The 15,975-nt window shown below is 64.8% G+C and carries 15 protein-coding genes; 9 read left to right on the forward strand and 6 right to left on the reverse strand.

The window, feature by feature from the left end; all coding sequences use genetic code 11:
- Window positions 1-73: 73 nt before the first annotated feature.
- Complete coding sequence (locus HNP60_RS14895) at window positions 74-1,294, reverse strand: DUF418 domain-containing protein (protein ID WP_184155264.1); 1,221 nt, start codon at window positions 1,292-1,294, stop codon at window positions 74-76.
- A 58-nt stretch (window positions 1,295-1,352) separates the two neighbouring features.
- Here HNP60_RS14895 and HNP60_RS14900 point away from each other — a divergent pair, with 58 nt between their 5' ends.
- Both HNP60_RS14900 and HNP60_RS14905 read left to right on the forward strand, forming a co-directional pair.
- Window positions 1,353-2,117, forward strand: coding sequence for a methyltransferase domain-containing protein (locus HNP60_RS14900; RefSeq protein ID WP_184155267.1), 765 nt, complete (start codon window positions 1,353-1,355; stop codon window positions 2,115-2,117).
- On the forward strand, window positions 2,110-2,652 hold the full coding sequence (locus HNP60_RS14905; RefSeq protein WP_184053178.1) for a GNAT family N-acetyltransferase: 543 nt from the start codon (window positions 2,110-2,112) through the stop codon (window positions 2,650-2,652). Before HNP60_RS14900 ends, HNP60_RS14905 begins: the two co-directional genes overlap by 8 nt.
- 35 nt (window positions 2,653-2,687) lie before the next feature.
- On the opposite strand, the gene purL is transcribed toward HNP60_RS14905, so the two are convergent.
- Complete coding sequence (gene purL / locus HNP60_RS14910; RefSeq protein ID WP_184155270.1) at window positions 2,688-4,919, reverse strand: phosphoribosylformylglycinamidine synthase subunit PurL; 2,232 nt, start codon at window positions 4,917-4,919, stop codon at window positions 2,688-2,690.
- A gap of 112 nt (window positions 4,920-5,031) precedes the next feature.
- Between purL and HNP60_RS14915 the strand changes: the two genes are divergently transcribed.
- Window positions 5,032-6,411 carry a hypothetical protein gene (locus HNP60_RS14915; RefSeq protein ID WP_184155273.1) on the forward strand — a complete coding sequence of 460 codons (1,380 nt, stop codon included), beginning with the start codon at window positions 5,032-5,034 and terminating at the stop codon, window positions 6,409-6,411.
- A 141-nt stretch (window positions 6,412-6,552) separates the two neighbouring features.
- Complete coding sequence (locus HNP60_RS14920) at window positions 6,553-7,065, forward strand: nuclear transport factor 2 family protein (RefSeq protein ID WP_184053170.1); 513 nt, start codon at window positions 6,553-6,555, stop codon at window positions 7,063-7,065.
- A gap of 78 nt (window positions 7,066-7,143) precedes the next feature.
- Here the strand turns inward: HNP60_RS14920 and HNP60_RS14925 are convergent, their stop codons facing one another.
- Window positions 7,144-7,497, reverse strand: a complete 354-nt coding sequence (locus HNP60_RS14925) for a hypothetical protein (protein ID WP_184157102.1) — start codon at window positions 7,495-7,497, stop codon at window positions 7,144-7,146.
- A gap of 153 nt (window positions 7,498-7,650) precedes the next feature.
- On the opposite strand from HNP60_RS14925, the gene HNP60_RS14930 reads away from it, so the two are divergent.
- Genes HNP60_RS14930 through HNP60_RS14945 form a run of 4 tightly spaced genes read left to right on the forward strand, consistent with a single transcriptional unit; the run spans window position 7,651 to window position 10,080 of the window.
- Window positions 7,651-7,896, forward strand: coding sequence for an exodeoxyribonuclease VII small subunit (locus HNP60_RS14930; RefSeq protein WP_014077389.1), 246 nt, complete (start codon window positions 7,651-7,653; stop codon window positions 7,894-7,896).
- Between the two features lie 7 nt (window positions 7,897-7,903).
- Window positions 7,904-8,806, forward strand: coding sequence for a polyprenyl synthetase family protein (locus tag HNP60_RS14935; protein WP_184155276.1), 903 nt, complete (start codon window positions 7,904-7,906; stop codon window positions 8,804-8,806).
- 6 nt (window positions 8,807-8,812) lie between these two features.
- On the forward strand, window positions 8,813-9,316 hold the full coding sequence (gene coaD / locus HNP60_RS14940; RefSeq protein WP_148276617.1) for a pantetheine-phosphate adenylyltransferase: 504 nt from the start codon (window positions 8,813-8,815) through the stop codon (window positions 9,314-9,316).
- A gap of 59 nt (window positions 9,317-9,375) precedes the next feature.
- Window positions 9,376-10,080, forward strand: a complete 705-nt coding sequence (locus tag HNP60_RS14945; RefSeq protein ID WP_184155279.1) for a peptidylprolyl isomerase — start codon at window positions 9,376-9,378, stop codon at window positions 10,078-10,080.
- An 878-nt stretch (window positions 10,081-10,958) separates the two neighbouring features.
- On the opposite strand, the gene HNP60_RS14950 is transcribed toward HNP60_RS14945, so the two are convergent.
- From HNP60_RS14950 to HNP60_RS14960, 3 genes are all read right to left on the reverse strand, one after another.
- Window positions 10,959-11,486: an FxDxF family PEP-CTERM protein gene (locus tag HNP60_RS14950; RefSeq protein WP_260394932.1), complete on the reverse strand. Its 528-nt coding sequence runs from the start codon at window positions 11,484-11,486 to the stop codon at window positions 10,959-10,961.
- 373 nt (window positions 11,487-11,859) lie between these two features.
- Window positions 11,860-12,384: an FxDxF family PEP-CTERM protein gene (locus HNP60_RS14955; protein WP_184155285.1), complete on the reverse strand. Its 525-nt coding sequence runs from the start codon at window positions 12,382-12,384 to the stop codon at window positions 11,860-11,862.
- Between the two features lie 249 nt (window positions 12,385-12,633).
- Complete coding sequence (locus tag HNP60_RS14960) at window positions 12,634-14,700, reverse strand: M13 family metallopeptidase (protein ID WP_184155288.1); 2,067 nt, start codon at window positions 14,698-14,700, stop codon at window positions 12,634-12,636.
- A gap of 318 nt (window positions 14,701-15,018) precedes the next feature.
- On the opposite strand from HNP60_RS14960, the gene HNP60_RS14965 reads away from it, so the two are divergent.
- Window positions 15,019-15,897 (forward strand): LysR substrate-binding domain-containing protein, encoded by an 879-nt coding sequence (locus HNP60_RS14965; protein WP_184155291.1) that lies wholly within the window; start codon window positions 15,019-15,021, stop codon window positions 15,895-15,897.
- The last annotated feature ends 78 nt before the right edge of the window (window positions 15,898-15,975 follow it).

The raw sequence follows: 15,975 nt of genomic DNA on the forward strand, positions 1-15,975 counted from the left end.
GGCGACAGACTCGCCCCGGCGCAACCAGATATGGATGGCGCGCATGGCCCACAGGGAGATGCCGCGAGGGTCTTCAGCCGGATCGGCGGGCTGCCCAGCGCCACAGCCGTTCGGCAGGCCCCTGCCCGAACTGACGACGCCACAGTGTGGACCAGGCGATCATCACGGCCATCATGGCCACGGCCACGAGCATGAGGCCCGCCCGGTCCAGCCGGCCGAACAGACCCGCACCATAACCGTAGAAGAGCGTGGTCATCGCGAGGCTCGTGAGCAGATAGTTGGACAAGGCCAGACGACCGACCGACTCGATGAGCCGCACGGGCAGTGACTGGGACCGGGCAGCCGCGATTCCCATGGCGAGCGCCGCCAGTCCCACGGCAATGGGAAGGCGCAGGGGAATGGACCAGCCGAAAGCCGCCGACTGGGCCGCCAGAGGATCATGCGAGACGAGCACCCAGATCGCCAGCCCGCCCATGGGGACCAGCCCCACCAGCAAGGCGCGGCGCCACGTCGCCTGATAATGGGAAACCGCCCATTGTCCGGCCAGGAAACCGCCCTTCAGCATCGCCATGCCAAGCGCGGTAAAGGCCAGCATTTCCGGCAGGAAATAGACGAGCTGACCAAGCATGTCGCTCGCGAAGGACGCGAAGCGCTCGCCGAAGATCTCGCCATAGCCGGACCGATAGCGGATGATTTCCCGGGCGACGGCGCCACTCTCGCCGATACCCAGCTGATCGGCATATCCTTGCCAGCGCGCCACGGCAGCGGCGGATGCGCCGGGCGCCGCGGCTGCCGCACGGACGCCGAAACCCGGCAGCGTGACGGACAGATCGATGATGGTCTGCAGGACGAGCAGCCCCAGCGAGAGCTTGATGAGGCCCAGCGTCTCCAGCCGCACGAAGAGCGTCGCGATGAGTCCGCAAAGGGCCAGCATCAGCAAGATGTCTCCCGACCACAGCAGGAGATGATGCGCGAGGCCGATCGGCAGCAGCCACAGCATCCGCAGGCGATGCGCACGCATACCGTCCCGGCCGGACATCTCGGCGGATTCCATGACCAGCAGCGTGGAGGCGCCGAGCAGCATGGCGAAGATGGCGCGCATCTTCCCGTCCACCAGCAGGAAATTGAACAGCCAGGCAGCCAGATCGCCCGTCCCGGTCGTCCCCACCGTGAAGGGATTGAACAGCGCCGCAGACGGCAATCCGAAAAGGACGATATTGGGAAACAGGATCCCCATCACCGCGCAACCGCGCAGGAAATCCAGCCCACCGATGCGAAAGCTCTCGTCTGCCATGGCGCTTCCTATCGTCTTTTGGCGTGACGTCCAGCCCCCGGCATGGCAAGCGCGGCGCATGCCCCTCGAACGCAAGGCACTGATCCGATCCGCCTTTGCCGCCGCTGCCGGGCAATATGACGCGCACGCCCCGGTCCAGCGCGCGGTCGCCGAGGATCTGGCAGCCTGGGCAGGCGCGGCACGCCCCGCTCCGCCGGAGCGGATTCTGGAGATCGGATGCGGGACAGGTCTCCTTACTGCCGAGCTCCGCCGCCGCTGGCCGCAGGCAGATCTCACCGCCACCGATCTGGCACCGGAAATGGTGGATGCCACTGCCCGGCGATGCCCCGGCGTGGAGACGATGGTGATGGACGGCGAGGCCCCGGCCTTCCGCGAAGCCGCGTTCGACATGATCGTCTCCAGCCTGACGTTCCAGTGGTTCGAAGATCTCCCCGCCGCCCTTTCCCGCCTTCGGGGGCTGCTTCGGCCGGGCGGCAGCCTGTTCTTCTCGACCCTGGGCGCGGAGAGCTTCTCCGGCTGGCGCACGGCATATCAACAGGCAAATATCACGGTCGGCCTTCCCGTCTATCCGGACGCAGGAGAATTGCGGGCGATGCTGAGCGCGATCGCCACCGGCGCCGAGGTCCGGGAGGGCCATTATCGCTTGCCATCCGTCGGGGGGCTCGCTCTCATGCGCCATTTCCGCGCGATCGGCGCGCAGGTGCCTCATCGGGGCTACCGGCCTCTCCCGCCCTCCGCTCTACGCCGCGTTGTCGATCATTTCGACCGGAGCGGCGGCGAGACGCTTTATCATGTTCTGTTCGGACGCATCGACAATGGCTGACACTTCGCCCACCCCTCGCATCCGGCCTGCGACGAGGCATGACGTACCCGCGCTGGCCGCCCTGAAGCTGCGCTGCTTTCGCGAGACGTTCCTGGAGGACTTCGCCGTCCCTTACCCACCCGCCGACCTCGGCGTCTTCGAGCGGACGGCCTATGGAGAACCCACCATCGCTGCGGAGATCAGCGCGTCGGATCACGCCACATGGGTCTGTGAGGCAGGGGACGGTGCGTTGGTCGGCTATGCGCATGCCGGGCCGTGCAAGCTGCCGCACCCCGATGTGACGGACAGGTCAGGCGAGCTGTACCAGCTCTACCTGCGGCGGGATGCACAGGGCATGGGGCTCGGGCGGCGATTGGTCACCACCGCGCTCGACTGGCTCGATGAGCATTTCCCGGGGCCGCTCTGGCTGGGCGTCTGGTCCGGCAATGCGCGCGCGATTGCGGTGTATCAGTCGCTCGGCTTCCGGAAGGCAGGGGAATATCAGTTCATGGTCGGCAATCACCGCGACGATGAATATATCCTGCGGCGCGACTGACCGGGAGCGCAGAAAGCATCCCCCGGCCGTTTCGCTCAGATCTCCGCGTCCATCAGGGCCGGGAAGAAACCTTCATGAGCCTTGCGCAGGTCGGCCAGCGAAACAGCGTGGTCGCTCTGCGGCAGCTCGAAGATCACCCGGTTGGCGATCGTCCGCCCCAGCCGCGCGACCTCGATGCCTTGCGCCTCTGCCTGGCTGAGCAGCTCGACCAGCGCGACATCGCGCGCCGTAATGACATAGAGGCCCTGGTCCTCGGCGAAATAGGTCTGCGCGGCAGTGCCCGAAAGCGGCTGGTCCAGGATCGCGCCGATGCCGCTCGCCAGCGCCATTTCCGCGACGGCGACCGCGACGCCGCCGTCCGACACGTCATGGCAGGCGGTGATGGCGCCGCACTGGATGGCGCTGCGAATGAAGGTGCCGGTCCTGCGTTCTGTCTCGAGGTCGACGCGCGGTGGTGGCCCGGCGTCCTTTCCTTCGATGCCATGGCATTCGCGCAGCCAGAGCGACTGGCCGAGATCGCCATGCCTCTCGCCGACCAGCAGGATGATGTCGCCCGTGCCCTTGAACGCGATCGTGCACATACGATCGATATCGCCGAGCAGCCCGACGCCGCCGATCGCCGGTGTCGGCAGGATGGCGCTGCCCCCTCCGGTGGCCTTCGACTCATTGTAGAGGCTGACATTGCCGGACACGATGGGGAAATCGAGCGCGGTGCAGGCCTGCGCCATGCCCTCGATGCAGCCCACGAACTGGCCCATGATCTCGGGGCGCTGCGGGTTGGCGAAGTTCATGCAGTCCGTCGTGGCGAGCGGCGTGGCGCCAACCGCCGTGATGTTGCGCCAGCATTCGGCGATCGCCTGCTTTCCGCCTTCGACCGGATCGGCGAAACAGTAGCGCGGCGTGCAGTCCGTGCTGATCGCCAGGCCCTTGCTGGTGCCGTGGACGCGCACCACGGCTGCATCGCCACCCGGGCGCTGCAGCGTGTCGGCGCCGACCATATGGTCATACTGCTCCCAGATCCACCGGCGCGAGGCGAGGTCCGGCGAGCCCATCAGCCTGAGCAGGTCGGCGGCGGGATCAGCGCTGTCCGGCACTGTCGCGAGCGGCGCGAGTGTGGGCGTGGGGACATGGGGCCGGTCATAGACCGGCGCGTCATCGGCAAGCGGGCCCAGCGGAATGTCGCACACCGTCTCGCCATGATGGACGAGCACCATCCGCCCGGTATCGGTCACTTCGCCGATCACGGCGAAGTCCAGCTCCCATTTGCGGAAAATGGCTTCCGCGAAAGCCTCCCTGCCCGGCTTGAGCACCATGAGCATGCGCTCCTGGCTTTCCGAGAGCATCATCTCATAGGCCGTCATGCCCGCTTCGCGCTGGGGAACCTTGTCCATGTCCAGCCGGATGCCGACGCCGCCCTTGCTGGCCATTTCGACCGAGGATGAGGTGAGGCCCGCGGCGCCCATGTCCTGAATGGCGACGATGGCATCGGACGCCATGAGTTCGAGGCACGCCTCGATCAGCAGCTTCTCCGTGAACGGATCGCCCACCTGCACGGTGGGCCGCTTCTCCTCACTGTCCTCGCCGAAGTCGGCCGAGGCCATGGTCGCGCCGTGAATACCGTCCCGCCCGGTCTTGGAACCGACATAGACGATCGGATTGCCGACGCCCGAAGCGGCCGAATAGAAGATCTTGTCGGTCTCGGCCACGCCCACCGTCATGGCGTTGACGAGGATGTTGCCGTCATAGGCCGGATGGAAGTTGGTCTCGCCGCCCACCGTGGGCACGCCGACGCAATTGCCATAGCCGCCAATGCCGCGCACCACGCCCGCGATGAGGTGCTTCATCCGGGGATGATCGGGGCGGCCGAAACGCAGTGCATTCATGTTCGCGACGGGACGGGCGCCCATGGTGAACACGTCGCGCAGGATGCCGCCCACGCCGGTCGCGGCGCCTTGATAAGGCTCGATATAGCTGGGGTGGTTATGGCTCTCCATCTTGAAGATGGCGGCCTGCCCATCGCCGATGTCGATCACGCCGGCATTCTCGCCGGGCCCGCAGATCACCCAGGGCGCCTTTGTCGGCAGCTTCTTCAGATGGATGCGGCTCGACTTGTACGAGCAATGCTCGCTCCACATCACGGAAAAGATGCCCAGCTCGGTCAGATTGGGCTCTCGACCGATCGCCTGGACGATTCGGTCATATTCTTCCGGCGTGAGCCCATGATCCGCGACGATCTGGGGCGTGATGGCGGGCGTGTTGGTCGACATGCTGCGCCTTTATCGCTGCATCCCGGACGGCACAACCATGCTCGGCGGCGTTTGCGCAGATTTGCGCGGCGCGCACTCGACAGGTCGCGGGCGAGGCGCCAGAGTGAGGGCCATGCACTTGACCGGACTCCCCCGCTTTCGCGCCGCCAGCCCTTTCCAGGCCGCTGCCGCCCTCGCCATTCTCCTGTGCGCCGGCAGCGCGACCGCGCAATCCCCCAATGCGCCGCAGCACAGTGCGGCGCAGGCGCAGGATGAAAGCAGCAAGGCCAGCCTGGCTCTCGCGGAGCTGGCCCGCACCTTCCTTTCCCTGGCGCTGGAAGTGGGCACGCACGAAGCGGAATATGTCGACGCTTATTATGGACCGGCCTCCCTGAAAGCGGCGGCGGACAGCGCGCCCCGCTCCCGCAAGGACCTGCAGAAGGCGGCGGAAGCGGCGGTCGTGCGGATCGATGCCTTGTCGCCCGCCTTGCGCGCGCCGCAGGATCAGGCCCGCGCCCGCGCCCTTCGCGGCTTCTATCGCGCGGCGGCCACGCGCCTCGCCATGATCGGCGGCGCGCGCTTCCCGTTCCTTGATGAAGCGGAAGGCCTGTTCGGCATTCGGCCCGATCTCAAGCCGCTCTCTCATTATGATGATCTGCTAGCTCGGCTCGAGACATTGCTGCCCGGACCGGGCACGCTGGCCGCGCGGGTCGATGCCTTTCAGGATCGCTATGTCGTGGCCAAGGATCGCGTGCCGGCTGTCATGAAAGCGGCGATCGGAGAGTGCCGCCGGCGCACGCTCGCCCATTTCGACCTGCCGGCCGACGAGAGCTTCGACATGGGGTTCGTCACGGACAAGCCATGGTCCGGCTACAATTACTACAAGGGCGCCTTCCACAGCCGCATCGAGATCAACATGGACCTGCCCGCCAGGGTCGGCCGCGCGGTCGACCTTGGATGCCATGAAGGCTATCCCGGCCATCATGTGCTCAACATCATGATCGAGCGGACGCTCGTCGGGCAGCGAGGCTGGAAGGAATATCAGGTCAATCCGCTCTATTCGCCGCAGAGCCTGATTGCCGAGGGCAGCGCCAATTACGGAATCGACCTCGCATTCCCGGGCGAGGAGCAGCTCGCTTTCGAACGCGATGTGCTCTTCCCGCTCGCCGGGCTGGATCCCGCCGGCGCCGAGGCGCTGTGGAAGGTCCGCAAGGCAACGGAGGAACTGGGCGGCGCGCGCATGACCATCGCGAAAATGTATCTCGATGGCGAAGTCGACCGGGCGACCGCCCTGGAACTGCTGAAGACCTATCAGCTGGTGAGCGCCGAGCGGGCCGAGCAGTCACTCGGTTTCATCGAGCATTACCGCAGCTACGTCATCAATTATCATCTCGGCCGCACGCTGGTGCACGACTATGTCGAGCGCGGCGCGCCCGACGAGGCGACGCGCTGGGAGCGGATGCGCCATGTGCTGTCCGACGCGGTCCTGCCGACGGACCTGCTGGTTCGCTGACACTGGTCCGGACCGCACGCGGCCTGCCCGTGCAAAGAAGGTTTCATTTCCCTTCCTCTCCAGACTAGTCTTCTCCCCGGCAATCAAGCATTCTGCCCGCGATACCAATGGATCCGGGGAGAACCCCGGGGAGAGGACATCATGCTTCGTCATTCGCTCGCGGCCCTCGCCTTGCTCAGCCTTGCAGCGCCCATGCCCGCCCAGGCGCAGGAGCCTGTCACCGGAGTCGACAATCCGGAGGCACTCTTCACGGACAGCGACCCCGTTCTACACCGCAACAAACAGGCTGCGCTCCACATCATGCGGGAATTGCTGCAGTGCAATCACTGGAGCGACGCCGGGCAATGGCTCACGGAGCGCTACATCCAGCACAATCCGAATGTCGTGTCCGGCCTTGCGCCGGTCATGAAATATTTTGGCAGCCGGCCGCGGACCGAACCTTGCGGCCCCTTGAAGACGCCCATTGTCGCCGTCTTCGCGCAGGGTGACCTCGTCTCCGTCGTGATGGGCCGAACTCTCCCTCACCCGACCGAGCCCGGCAAGACCTACTCGACCAGCTGGTTCGACATGTGGCGCTTCGTGGACGGCAAGGCCGACGAGCATTGGGACGCGGCAGAACTGGCCCGGCCCAGACCCGCACCGCCGGCGAAATGACGGCGGGCCAATGAAAAGGCCGGCTCTCGCGGAGCCGGCCTGGAAAGAGCAAAAGGAACGGAACGACCGCTCGCCGGCTCAGCCGGTCTTGCAGGCCTGGCCGTTGTAGCTGATCTCGTCGCCCGAACCGGTGATGGTCGTGGCGCCATCGGCCGAGACGAAAGGCTCTCCGGCCTCCGGAGCGGCGAGGTGGACCACCGGCGCATCCTTGGCGGAGCGGAAGTTGGCCGTCTTGTCGTCGGTCATGAAATCGACGAAAATCAGGCTGTTGTCCTTGCACCGATAGGTGTGGCTGGCCTTGATCATCGGTACGGCCGGCGGCGGCGCGGCATTCGCCAGCTCTTCGGCCGTCGGATCGTCGGCGCTCATGTTGGAGGAATCCGGCTCGCTGTTGCAGGCAGCCAGGGTGAGGAGCGAGGCGCAAAGCGCCATCGATATTGCGGTGCGACGTGAGTTTTTCATAGCCCTCTCTCTATTTCGTGCTGCATTTGCGTGGTCAACTCAATTTCCGCGACAGCCGGGCATTTTTCCTTTGGATGATGAGAGCGCTTGACCCTGTGCGGGAGGCGGGTCAATGCAGGGACCATGGCTGACAGCGCCGAAACCCAGATGTTAAGCTTCGAGGATGCGCTCCGACGCCTGGAAGCCATCGTCCAGCAGCTTGAGCGCGGCGACGTGCCTCTCGAGCAGTCCATCACGCTCTATGAAGAGGGAGACCGACTGCGCGCTCAGTGCCAGCGCCGCCTTGAAGCCGCGCAGGCCCGGATCGAGCAGATCGTGAGCAATGCTGGCGGCGACGCAACCAAGACGGCTCCTTATCCGGTCGAATGACAGTCTGATGCGCATCGACGCGCCGCCCCGGCTTCCCGCAGCCATGACCGCCATGGCCGAGGCGATCGATCGCCAGTTCGATCAGTGTCTCGCGCTGCCGGAGGACCAGCGTGCCCGGCTCTACGCCGCGATGCGCCATAGCGCGATCGGCGGCGGCAAAAGGCTGCGCCCCCTGCTCGTCCAGGCGAGCTGCGACCTGTTCAACGTGTCGTTCGAGAGCGCCGTGCGCACTGGCCTCGCCGTCGAGTGCATTCACGTCTACTCCCTGATCCATGATGATCTCCCGGCGATGGACAATGACGATCTGCGCCGGGGCAAGCCGACAACGCATCGGGCCTTCGACGAAGCGACAGCCATTCTCGCCGGGGATTGCCTGCACGACCTGGCCTATTCCATCCTCGTCGACGAGCGGACGCATCCTGATCCCTTCGCGCGCTGCGAGCTGGTGAAGGCACTGGCCGCGGCGAGTGGCCCGGGCGGCATGGCGGGCGGCCAGATGATGGACCTGATCGCCGAGACCATGGCCTTCGACCTCGCCACGGTCACGCGCATGCAGCAGCTCAAGACAGGCGCGCTGATCCTGTTCTGCGTCGAGGCCGGCGCGATCCTGGCGCGGGTCCCGGAAGACAAGCGCGTCGGTCTGCGCGGCTATGCCCATGACCTCGGCCTTGCCTTCCAGATCGCGGATGATCTGCTTGACGTGGAAGGCGATGCCGAAACGACCGGAAAGGCCGTGGGCAAGGATGCCGTGGCCGGCAAGGCGACGTTCGTCTCGCTGATGGGGCCGGCGCAGGCGCGCGCACAGGCGGAGATGCTGGTCGCGCAGGCGAAGGATCATCTCCATGGCTTCGGCAACGAAGCGGCGTTGCTGCGCGAGATCGCGGACTTCGCCATCGCGCGCAAGCACTGAGGGATCATCATGGTACAGCGCATCGGCCTTTATCCCGGCACCTTCGATCCGGTCACGCTCGGCCATATGGACATCATCCGGCGCGGCGCGAAGCTGGTCGACCGGCTGGTCATAGGCGTCACAACCAATCCCAGCAAATCGCCTCTGTTCAGCCTGGAAGAGCGGCTGACGATGGTGCGCCGGGAATGCGCAGGCATTGCCGACACCGAGATCGACGTGCGCGCGTTCGATTCGCTGCTGATCGATTATGCCCGCTCGGTCGGCGCATCGATCATCCTGCGCGGTTTGCGCGCGGTTGCCGATTTCGAGTATGAATATCAGATGGCCGGCATGAATCAGTATCTCGATCCGGGCATCGAGACGGTATTCCTGATGGCGGACGTTGCGCTGCAGCCGATCGCCTCGCGCCTGGTCAAGGAAATCGCGTATCTGGGCGGCGATATCAGCCGGTTCGTGCCGCCCACGGTGCGGGACGACATGCTGGCCCGGATCGCGGCCAGAAAGACGTGATGAAAACGGTCAGCGCAGGTTCAGCCATGCGCGGCCAGGGACATGAAATGAGGACTCGAATGATGCGTGTTTCCCGTCTGATCGGCCCTGCCCTGGCCGTCGCCTTGCTGGCAACCGGCGTCACGCCGGCCTTCGCGCAGCGCACGGGCGCGGACGTTCTCAAGGAAGCGGAAATGGCCGCCCGCGCGCGCAAGGATGCCGACGCGCTGCGTGACGAGGCCGAGAAAACCGCCGTGAAGCCGGTCACCGCCATGGCGCCGGTCACGCCGGAGAATGTCTGGGTGCTGGAGCTTTCCGATGGCAAGCGGGTGCGCGTCCTGCTGCGCCCGGACATCGCGCCCAGCCATGTCGAGCGGATCAAGTCACTGACGCGGCAAGGCTTCTATAACGGTCTCGCTTTCCATCGCGTGATCGATGGTTTCATGGCGCAGGGCGGCGATCCCAAGGGCGACGGCACCGGCGGCTCGGAATTGCCGGACCTCAAGCAGGAATTCAACTGGCTCCCGCACATGCGTGGCACCGTTTCGATGGCCCGCGCGGAAAGCGAGGACAGCGCCAACAGCCAGTTCTTCATCATGCTGATGCCGCGCCTGCAACTCGACAACAAATATACCGTCTTCGGCCGGGTGATCGACGGGATGGCCGGCGTGGACGCCATCGCCAAGGGCGAGCCTCCCGCGACGCCAACCAAGATCGTCCGTGCATGGATCGAGGGCGACCAGCAGGCCGCGGCGCCGGCGCCCGGCGGGCATCCGGCGGGATAATCTGCCGTCACGAAGCCGGGCGGTAACCTGTGCTGACTTCATGACATGAAGGCCGTGGAACAAGCCGGGGCGCTGCCGCCGGCTGTTCGTCTCAGCCCTCGCGCTCCGGCTCGAAATACCGGATCATTTCACTGGAATACTTGCCCGAATTGCAGCGCCCCGGCCCATCCGGCGCGCCCTTGGGCTTCGGAAGCATGGCGCTGCGAGCGCATCGGCTGGCGCAAGGGCATGCATAGGTGCCCGGGGGCGTTCGCGACAACCGACCTCTCAAATGTGGGCAGTCCGCCACGCGAAGGAGGGAGAGCATCAATGCGCGTAGCAGCCGCTTCCGGAAGCGGCCGAGACGTCATCACGCCCGCCCTCGCGGGACAGTGCGCGTGCATGGACAGACGACCACTATTGCCAGCCTCGCGACGGCGCCGGAAGGCGCTGATCGAAGGACATCGCGCAGCAAGATAGTGGACGGGGCAGCGCGTTCAGGGCGTTTTGATCCGCGCCGCATCGGTCGCCCCATTGGGCCGGGGCCGCTCCCCTCGGGCCTCCAGTTCCAGCTTGTCATCCGCCGTAGACAGGAAGCTGCCGGAGAGCGCAGCACGTCCTGCGACTCCAGGACCGATCGAGATCCGCACCGGCGATTGCAGCGGGTGGTTTCCGCTTCCCCGGCTTTCCGCGCGCCCTGCCTTGAATGCGCTGCGCGCCCGGTTCCGAAGAACCACCATTCCCGTTACGCCATCATCTGAATGTCGATCAATCCAGAGGTTCAACCGGACATGGCGCGCCAGCCCGGAAAAGAGAAAGGCGCCAGCGATCCCACGATGCTGACGCCTTCTTCTTTGCTTTGAGAGCGGAGACGAGCCTGACGCTCGTCCCTGCCTTGATCAGCTGAACGCGACGCGGACGTTCCGAGCGCGACGACGCATCGTCATGCCGACAGCCGCGATACCGGCAACCATCATGGCCCAGGTGGCGGGCTCGGGAACCGGCGACACGTTGATGTTGCCGCCATAGCTCGCAGCACCGAAGGCCGTACCTTCGACGACGAGCGTGTGCGCACCGGCACCCAGCCAGACGCCAGCGACAGTTGCGAGGTCAACGCCACCGAACTGGTTGTTGTAGATATCGAACAGGATCGTGCCGTTGAACGACACCTTCGTGAAGTCGATATCCCCGGCGCCCTTGAGCGTCGTCAGGATCGACGTGATCGACGACGAGGTCAGTGCGCTCGGCGTGTCCAGAAAGAAGTCAAAGGTGTCGACGAAATCGCCGGCGCCCGAAACCACTCCGGTGAACGCGTCGGTGACCTTGCCGCCCGACAGGTCGATCGGATCAACGACCGCAGCGTTAGCGGCCGGCGCGAGGCCGAGTGCCGCCATTGCGGCTGCCGCCGCAAACACAACCTTCTTCATAAAATTCTCCCACATGCCTTGGTTGGCGATTCCTTAATGCCTTTCGCGCTCGCGAAATTCAAGCATGTTAGGCATAACTGATTTCGCCCCTGTGTCAGAATGAGATGCCTCGGGGCAGGAAAACGGCACGGAAAACGCCGCATTCTCGCTAGAAATCAATCATCTCAATCCGCTGGGCAGGATCGGAGGCGTCGGGAATCCGCCGTCCGCAGGCTGGCGATTCATTAACCAAAGATCGCAACGCAGCATTTAGGGAGATCGAATCCCGGCAGCAAGCGCCAGCCGCCCGCCCTCGATGCGACGAAGGCGCCGATCCGTTCAGGATGGCGCCTTCTGTGTGAACCGATGGAGCGCGAAGTCCCGTCGGACCGTCTCAGCCGAAGCTGATCTGCGCCTGCGGCTTGCGACGCCGCATCGCCCAGCCCAGCGCCGAGAGACCGACAAGCATCAGGCCCCAGGTTGCTGGCTCGGGCACCGGCAGGATGTTGATATTGCCGCCATAGCTTGCCGGCGCATAGGCAAAGCCGCTCACCGTCAGCTGATGGGAACCGGCCGCGAGATAAACGCCGCTGATATGAGCCACGTCGGTCGTGCCGGCAAAATTCGTCTCGACGTCGAAGAAGATCGAATTGTTGAAGGTGACCTGCGTGAAGTCGATGTCGCCGGCACCGCCAAGCGCCGTCAGAATGGACGTGATCGAAGAAGACGTCATCGCGCTCGCCTTGTCGAGCGTGAACGAGAAGACGTCCGTGAACGCTCCCGCGCTGGCGATCACACCGCTGAAGGAGTCAGTCGTCTTGCCCGTCAGATCGATCGGATCGACCACAGCGGCATTCACCGCCGGTGCCGCGAACAGCGCCGAAAGAGCGGCCGAAGCCGCGATCAACTGCTTCTTCATTGAACGTCTCCCACATACCCAATGAAAGATGATCTCATGGTTCGGGGTCGCGCGCAACGAATTATTAACGTTTTGCGTCAACCCTGCGAGCGCACCTGTCTCGAAACGGCACGAATTTATAATAAGCAATATCAGTAACTTATCTGGCTTCTCAGGACCTCGCCGCCAGTTCTTCAATGAGAAAGGAAAGGGCGCGCATTAACCCTTTGAATGCGCGCCCTGTAGTCCTGCCAGCAACGACTTTACCGGTTACCAGATGCGCACCCGGTTCTCCGGCGAAAGAGCCAAGCGGGCCGTGGCGGGCACGGTGTAAGCCTCATACCAGGGGTCGAGATTGCGCACGATCGCCACGCGTTCCTTGGAAGGCGCATGGGGGTCGGTCAGCAGCCGCTGCCGCAGATTCGCCTCGCGATAATTGCGACGCCACACCTGCGCCCAGCCGAGATAGAAACGCTGATCGCCGGTCATGCCATCGATCACGGGTGCGTCCCTCCCGTCCAGGGAGGCCTTGTAAGCCTCGTAAGCGACCGTGAGGCCGGCGAGATCGGCGATATTCTCTCCCAGCGTGAGCGATCCGTTCACATGCTCGCCGGGCAGGGGTTCATAAGCATCATATTGCTTCACGAGCTTGTCCGTGAGCGCCTTGAAGTTCTTCACGTCCTGCTCGGTCCACCACTGCACGAGACGGCCATTTTCGTCATATTTCGCGCCCTGGTCATCGAAATGATGGCTGATCTCATGGCCGATCACTGCCCCGATGCCGCCATAGTTGATGGCGGCGTCCGCATACGGATCGAAGAAGGGCGGCTGAAGGATGGCGGCGGGAAAGGCGATCTCGACCATGCCGAAATTGGCATAGGCATTGATCTCCATCGGCGTCATGAACCATTCCCAGCGATAGATCGGCTGGCCGAGCTTGCCGATATTATAGTCATAATCGAACTGGTTGGAGCGCATGGCATTGCCGAAGAGGTCGTCCCGGCGCACGTCCAGCCCGGCATAGTCGCGCCATTTGTCGGGATAACCGATCTTGGGGATGAAGGCGTCCAGCTTCTTGTGGGCCCGGGCCTTGGCTTCGTCGCTCATCCATTCGAGGCCGTCGATCCGCTTGCCCATCGCGACAAGCACGTTGCGCACGAGCTCGTCCGCCGCAGCCTTCGTCTCGGGCGGGAAGTAGCGCGCGACATAAACCTTGCCCACTTCCTCGCCGAGCGATCCCTTTACGAAGTTGACGGCGCGCTTCCAGCGCTCCTCGCGCTGCGGCGTGCCGCTGAGCGTCGTCCCGTAAAAGGCGAAGCTCTCCGCGCCGATCGCGTCGGGCAGATAATCCGCATAATCGTCCAGGCTGCGGATCAGGAGCTGATCCTTCAGCACCGCGAGCGGCGCCTTGGAGAGAATCTCCGCTTCGCCCTTGATGGCGCTCGGCTGCGAGACCAGCAGCGTATCGCTGTGGATCCCCGCGCCCTTGAGCATCCCGGCGAAATCGAAACCCGGCGCGAGCTTCGCCAGTTCGGCGAGGGTCATCTTGTTATAGGTCTTCTCGGCGTCCCGGCTGTCGACCCGGCTCCAGTGGATCTTCGCGATCGCCGTCTCCAGTTCCATGATCGCGGCGGCACGTCTCTCTCCGTCCGGCTCGCCGGCCAGCGCGAACATCTTTGCGAGATGCGCGACATAGGCCTTGCGCGTCGCCTCCATCTTCTCGCCCGGCTGCAGGTAATAATCGCGGTCGGGCATCCCCAGCCCGCCCTGCATCATCACGAAGATATACTGATCGGGCGCCTTGTCATCCTGTCCCACATAGCCCCGGAACGGGCCGGAGACGCCATTGCGCGGCGTCTGCGCCAGCAGCGCGACATAGTCGGCGCGGCTCTTCACGGCCTTGATGGAATCGAGCCAGGGCTGGATCGGCGCCAGCCCCTTGGCCTCGACCGTCGCCGCATCGAGATAGGCAGCATAAGCATTGCCGATCTTGCTGGTGGCGTCGTTCTTGGCCTCATCGAGGATTTCCTGCGTGCGCTGCTTGGAAAGATCGTCGAGCACGGTGAACATGCCATAGTTGGACTTGTCCTCGGGGATCGGCGTGGCCTTTTCCCAGGTGCCGTTGGCATAGGCATAGAAGTCGTCGCCGGGCGCGACGCCGGCATCCATGCCGTTCATGTCGAAGCCGAAGTCCCCGATGGCGGCCTTGGGCGCGGCGGCAGTTTCCGCAGCAGCAGGCGCGGTTGGTGCAGCTGGTGCGGCCGTTTCGGAGAGGCGGGCCGAACAGGCCGAGAGGCTGGCTGACGCCAGGGCAATGGCAAGAATGGAGCGATGCATGGAAATCCCTTCATGTCTTTGTCGTCCTGCCATCCGGCAGGCGGATGGCGCTTCCTAGCAACGCGGCCGCCGCAACTGAACCCGGGATCGGCGGCCCGGACCCTGATCGCACCGGGTTTTCCGCATGTGTGGCATTCCGGCGGCGCCTTGCGGGCCCGCGCGCTCCCCCACCCAGGGACAAGCGAAGCGCCCGCCGCTGCCGCCCTGCCCCGGGAAACGGGCGGCTATGCGACATTCCTGTGAAAAGCTGCTGGCGTCTTGCCCGCGCTTGCGGCATGCTTGTGCGATGCAGCATATGTCCGAGGATCGCTGACCCTCATGCGCCGCCTACCCCCGCTGACGGCCCTGGAGGCATTCGTTCAAGTCGCCCGCACGGGGTCCGTCAAGGCGGCGGCGGAGGAGCTCGCCCTTTCGGCGCCGGCGCTCAGCCGTCGTATCCAGGCGCTGGAGCGCTTCCTTGGCTACAACCTGTTCGATCGCAAGCATCAGCAGCTGGAACTCAACCAGCATGGGGTCGGCCTGCTGAAGGAGATCGCCCCGGCGCTCGATGCGCTGAGCGCGGCGATCGAGACGGCGACAAGCGGCGCGCGGACCATGCGGGTGCGCCTCGGCATGCTGCCGCTCTTCGCCAGTCAGCGGCTGTTTCCGCGGCTTGGCGAGTTCCATCGCGCGCATCCCGACGTGCATCTCGACGTCGACACCAGCCCGAACGCCATCGCGCGGCTTGGAGAAGGGCTGGACGCGGCCATCGCGCTTGCGCGCGATGTCGATTCCTCCCTGTACGCGCGCGAGCTTGATCGTGACGACGTCTATCTCATCGGGTCCCGGGCCATGCTCGAAGGAGAGAAGGCCATCCGGACGCCGCAGGATATCGCGCGCCAGACCATCCTGGTTCATCGCGACATGTCCGCCACATTCGATGTGTGGAAGGAGGCCGTGGGCCTGCCGCAGCTGATGCCCGCCTCGGTCGATTATTATGATTCGGGCGCGCTCATGCTCGAAGCGGCGGCGCAGGGGCTCGGCATTGCGATCATGCATGGTCGTCACTTCGCGCATGCCCATGATCCGCGCCTGGTGCGCCTGTTCGACATCCATGTGGAAAGCCCCTACCGCTACTTCTTCGTCTGCCGGCCCAGGGCACTGGAGCGCCGCGGCGTAAGGCTGTTCCACGACTGGCTCATCCAGGCCGAGATCTGAGAGCCCCTGAGAGGCATTTACCATTTGTTGACGGATCGGCGTGTAAAGAGAGCGCATTCCCGCGCCGATTGCCGCCGG

It is taken from the genome of Sphingobium lignivorans (genome assembly GCF_014203955.1).
Classification (GTDB): domain Bacteria; phylum Pseudomonadota; class Alphaproteobacteria; order Sphingomonadales; family Sphingomonadaceae; genus Sphingobium; species Sphingobium lignivorans.

Excerpts from the sequence above, each read along its gene's own strand:
- HNP60_RS14915 (WP_184155273.1), top strand. The coding sequence starts at position 5,032 with ATGCACTTGACCGGACTCCCCCGCTTTCGCGCCGCCAGCCCTTTCCAG.
- HNP60_RS14935 (WP_184155276.1), top strand. The coding sequence starts at position 7,904 with ATGCGCATCGACGCGCCGCCCCGGCTTCCCGCAGCCATGACCGCCATG.
- HNP60_RS14950 (WP_260394932.1), bottom strand. The coding sequence starts at position 11,486 with ATGAAGAAGGTTGTGTTTGCGGCGGCAGCCGCAATGGCGGCACTCGGC.
- HNP60_RS14965 (WP_184155291.1), top strand. The coding sequence starts at position 15,019 with ATGCGCCGCCTACCCCCGCTGACGGCCCTGGAGGCATTCGTTCAAGTC.
- HNP60_RS14945 (WP_184155279.1), top strand. The coding sequence starts at position 9,376 with ATGATGCGTGTTTCCCGTCTGATCGGCCCTGCCCTGGCCGTCGCCTTG.
- HNP60_RS14930 (WP_014077389.1), top strand. The coding sequence starts at position 7,651 with ATGGCTGACAGCGCCGAAACCCAGATGTTAAGCTTCGAGGATGCGCTC.
- HNP60_RS14920 (WP_184053170.1), top strand. The coding sequence starts at position 6,553 with ATGCTTCGTCATTCGCTCGCGGCCCTCGCCTTGCTCAGCCTTGCAGCG.
- purL (WP_184155270.1), bottom strand. The coding sequence starts at position 4,919 with ATGTCGACCAACACGCCCGCCATCACGCCCCAGATCGTCGCGGATCAT.
- HNP60_RS14905 (WP_184053178.1), top strand. The coding sequence starts at position 2,110 with ATGGCTGACACTTCGCCCACCCCTCGCATCCGGCCTGCGACGAGGCAT.
- HNP60_RS14960 (WP_184155288.1), bottom strand. The coding sequence starts at position 14,700 with ATGCATCGCTCCATTCTTGCCATTGCCCTGGCGTCAGCCAGCCTCTCG.
- HNP60_RS14900 (WP_184155267.1), top strand. The coding sequence starts at position 1,353 with ATGCCCCTCGAACGCAAGGCACTGATCCGATCCGCCTTTGCCGCCGCT.
- HNP60_RS14895 (WP_184155264.1), bottom strand. The coding sequence starts at position 1,294 with ATGGCAGACGAGAGCTTTCGCATCGGTGGGCTGGATTTCCTGCGCGGT.
- HNP60_RS14955 (WP_184155285.1), bottom strand. The coding sequence starts at position 12,384 with ATGAAGAAGCAGTTGATCGCGGCTTCGGCCGCTCTTTCGGCGCTGTTC.
- HNP60_RS14925 (WP_184157102.1), bottom strand. The coding sequence starts at position 7,497 with ATGGCGCTTTGCGCCTCGCTCCTCACCCTGGCTGCCTGCAACAGCGAG.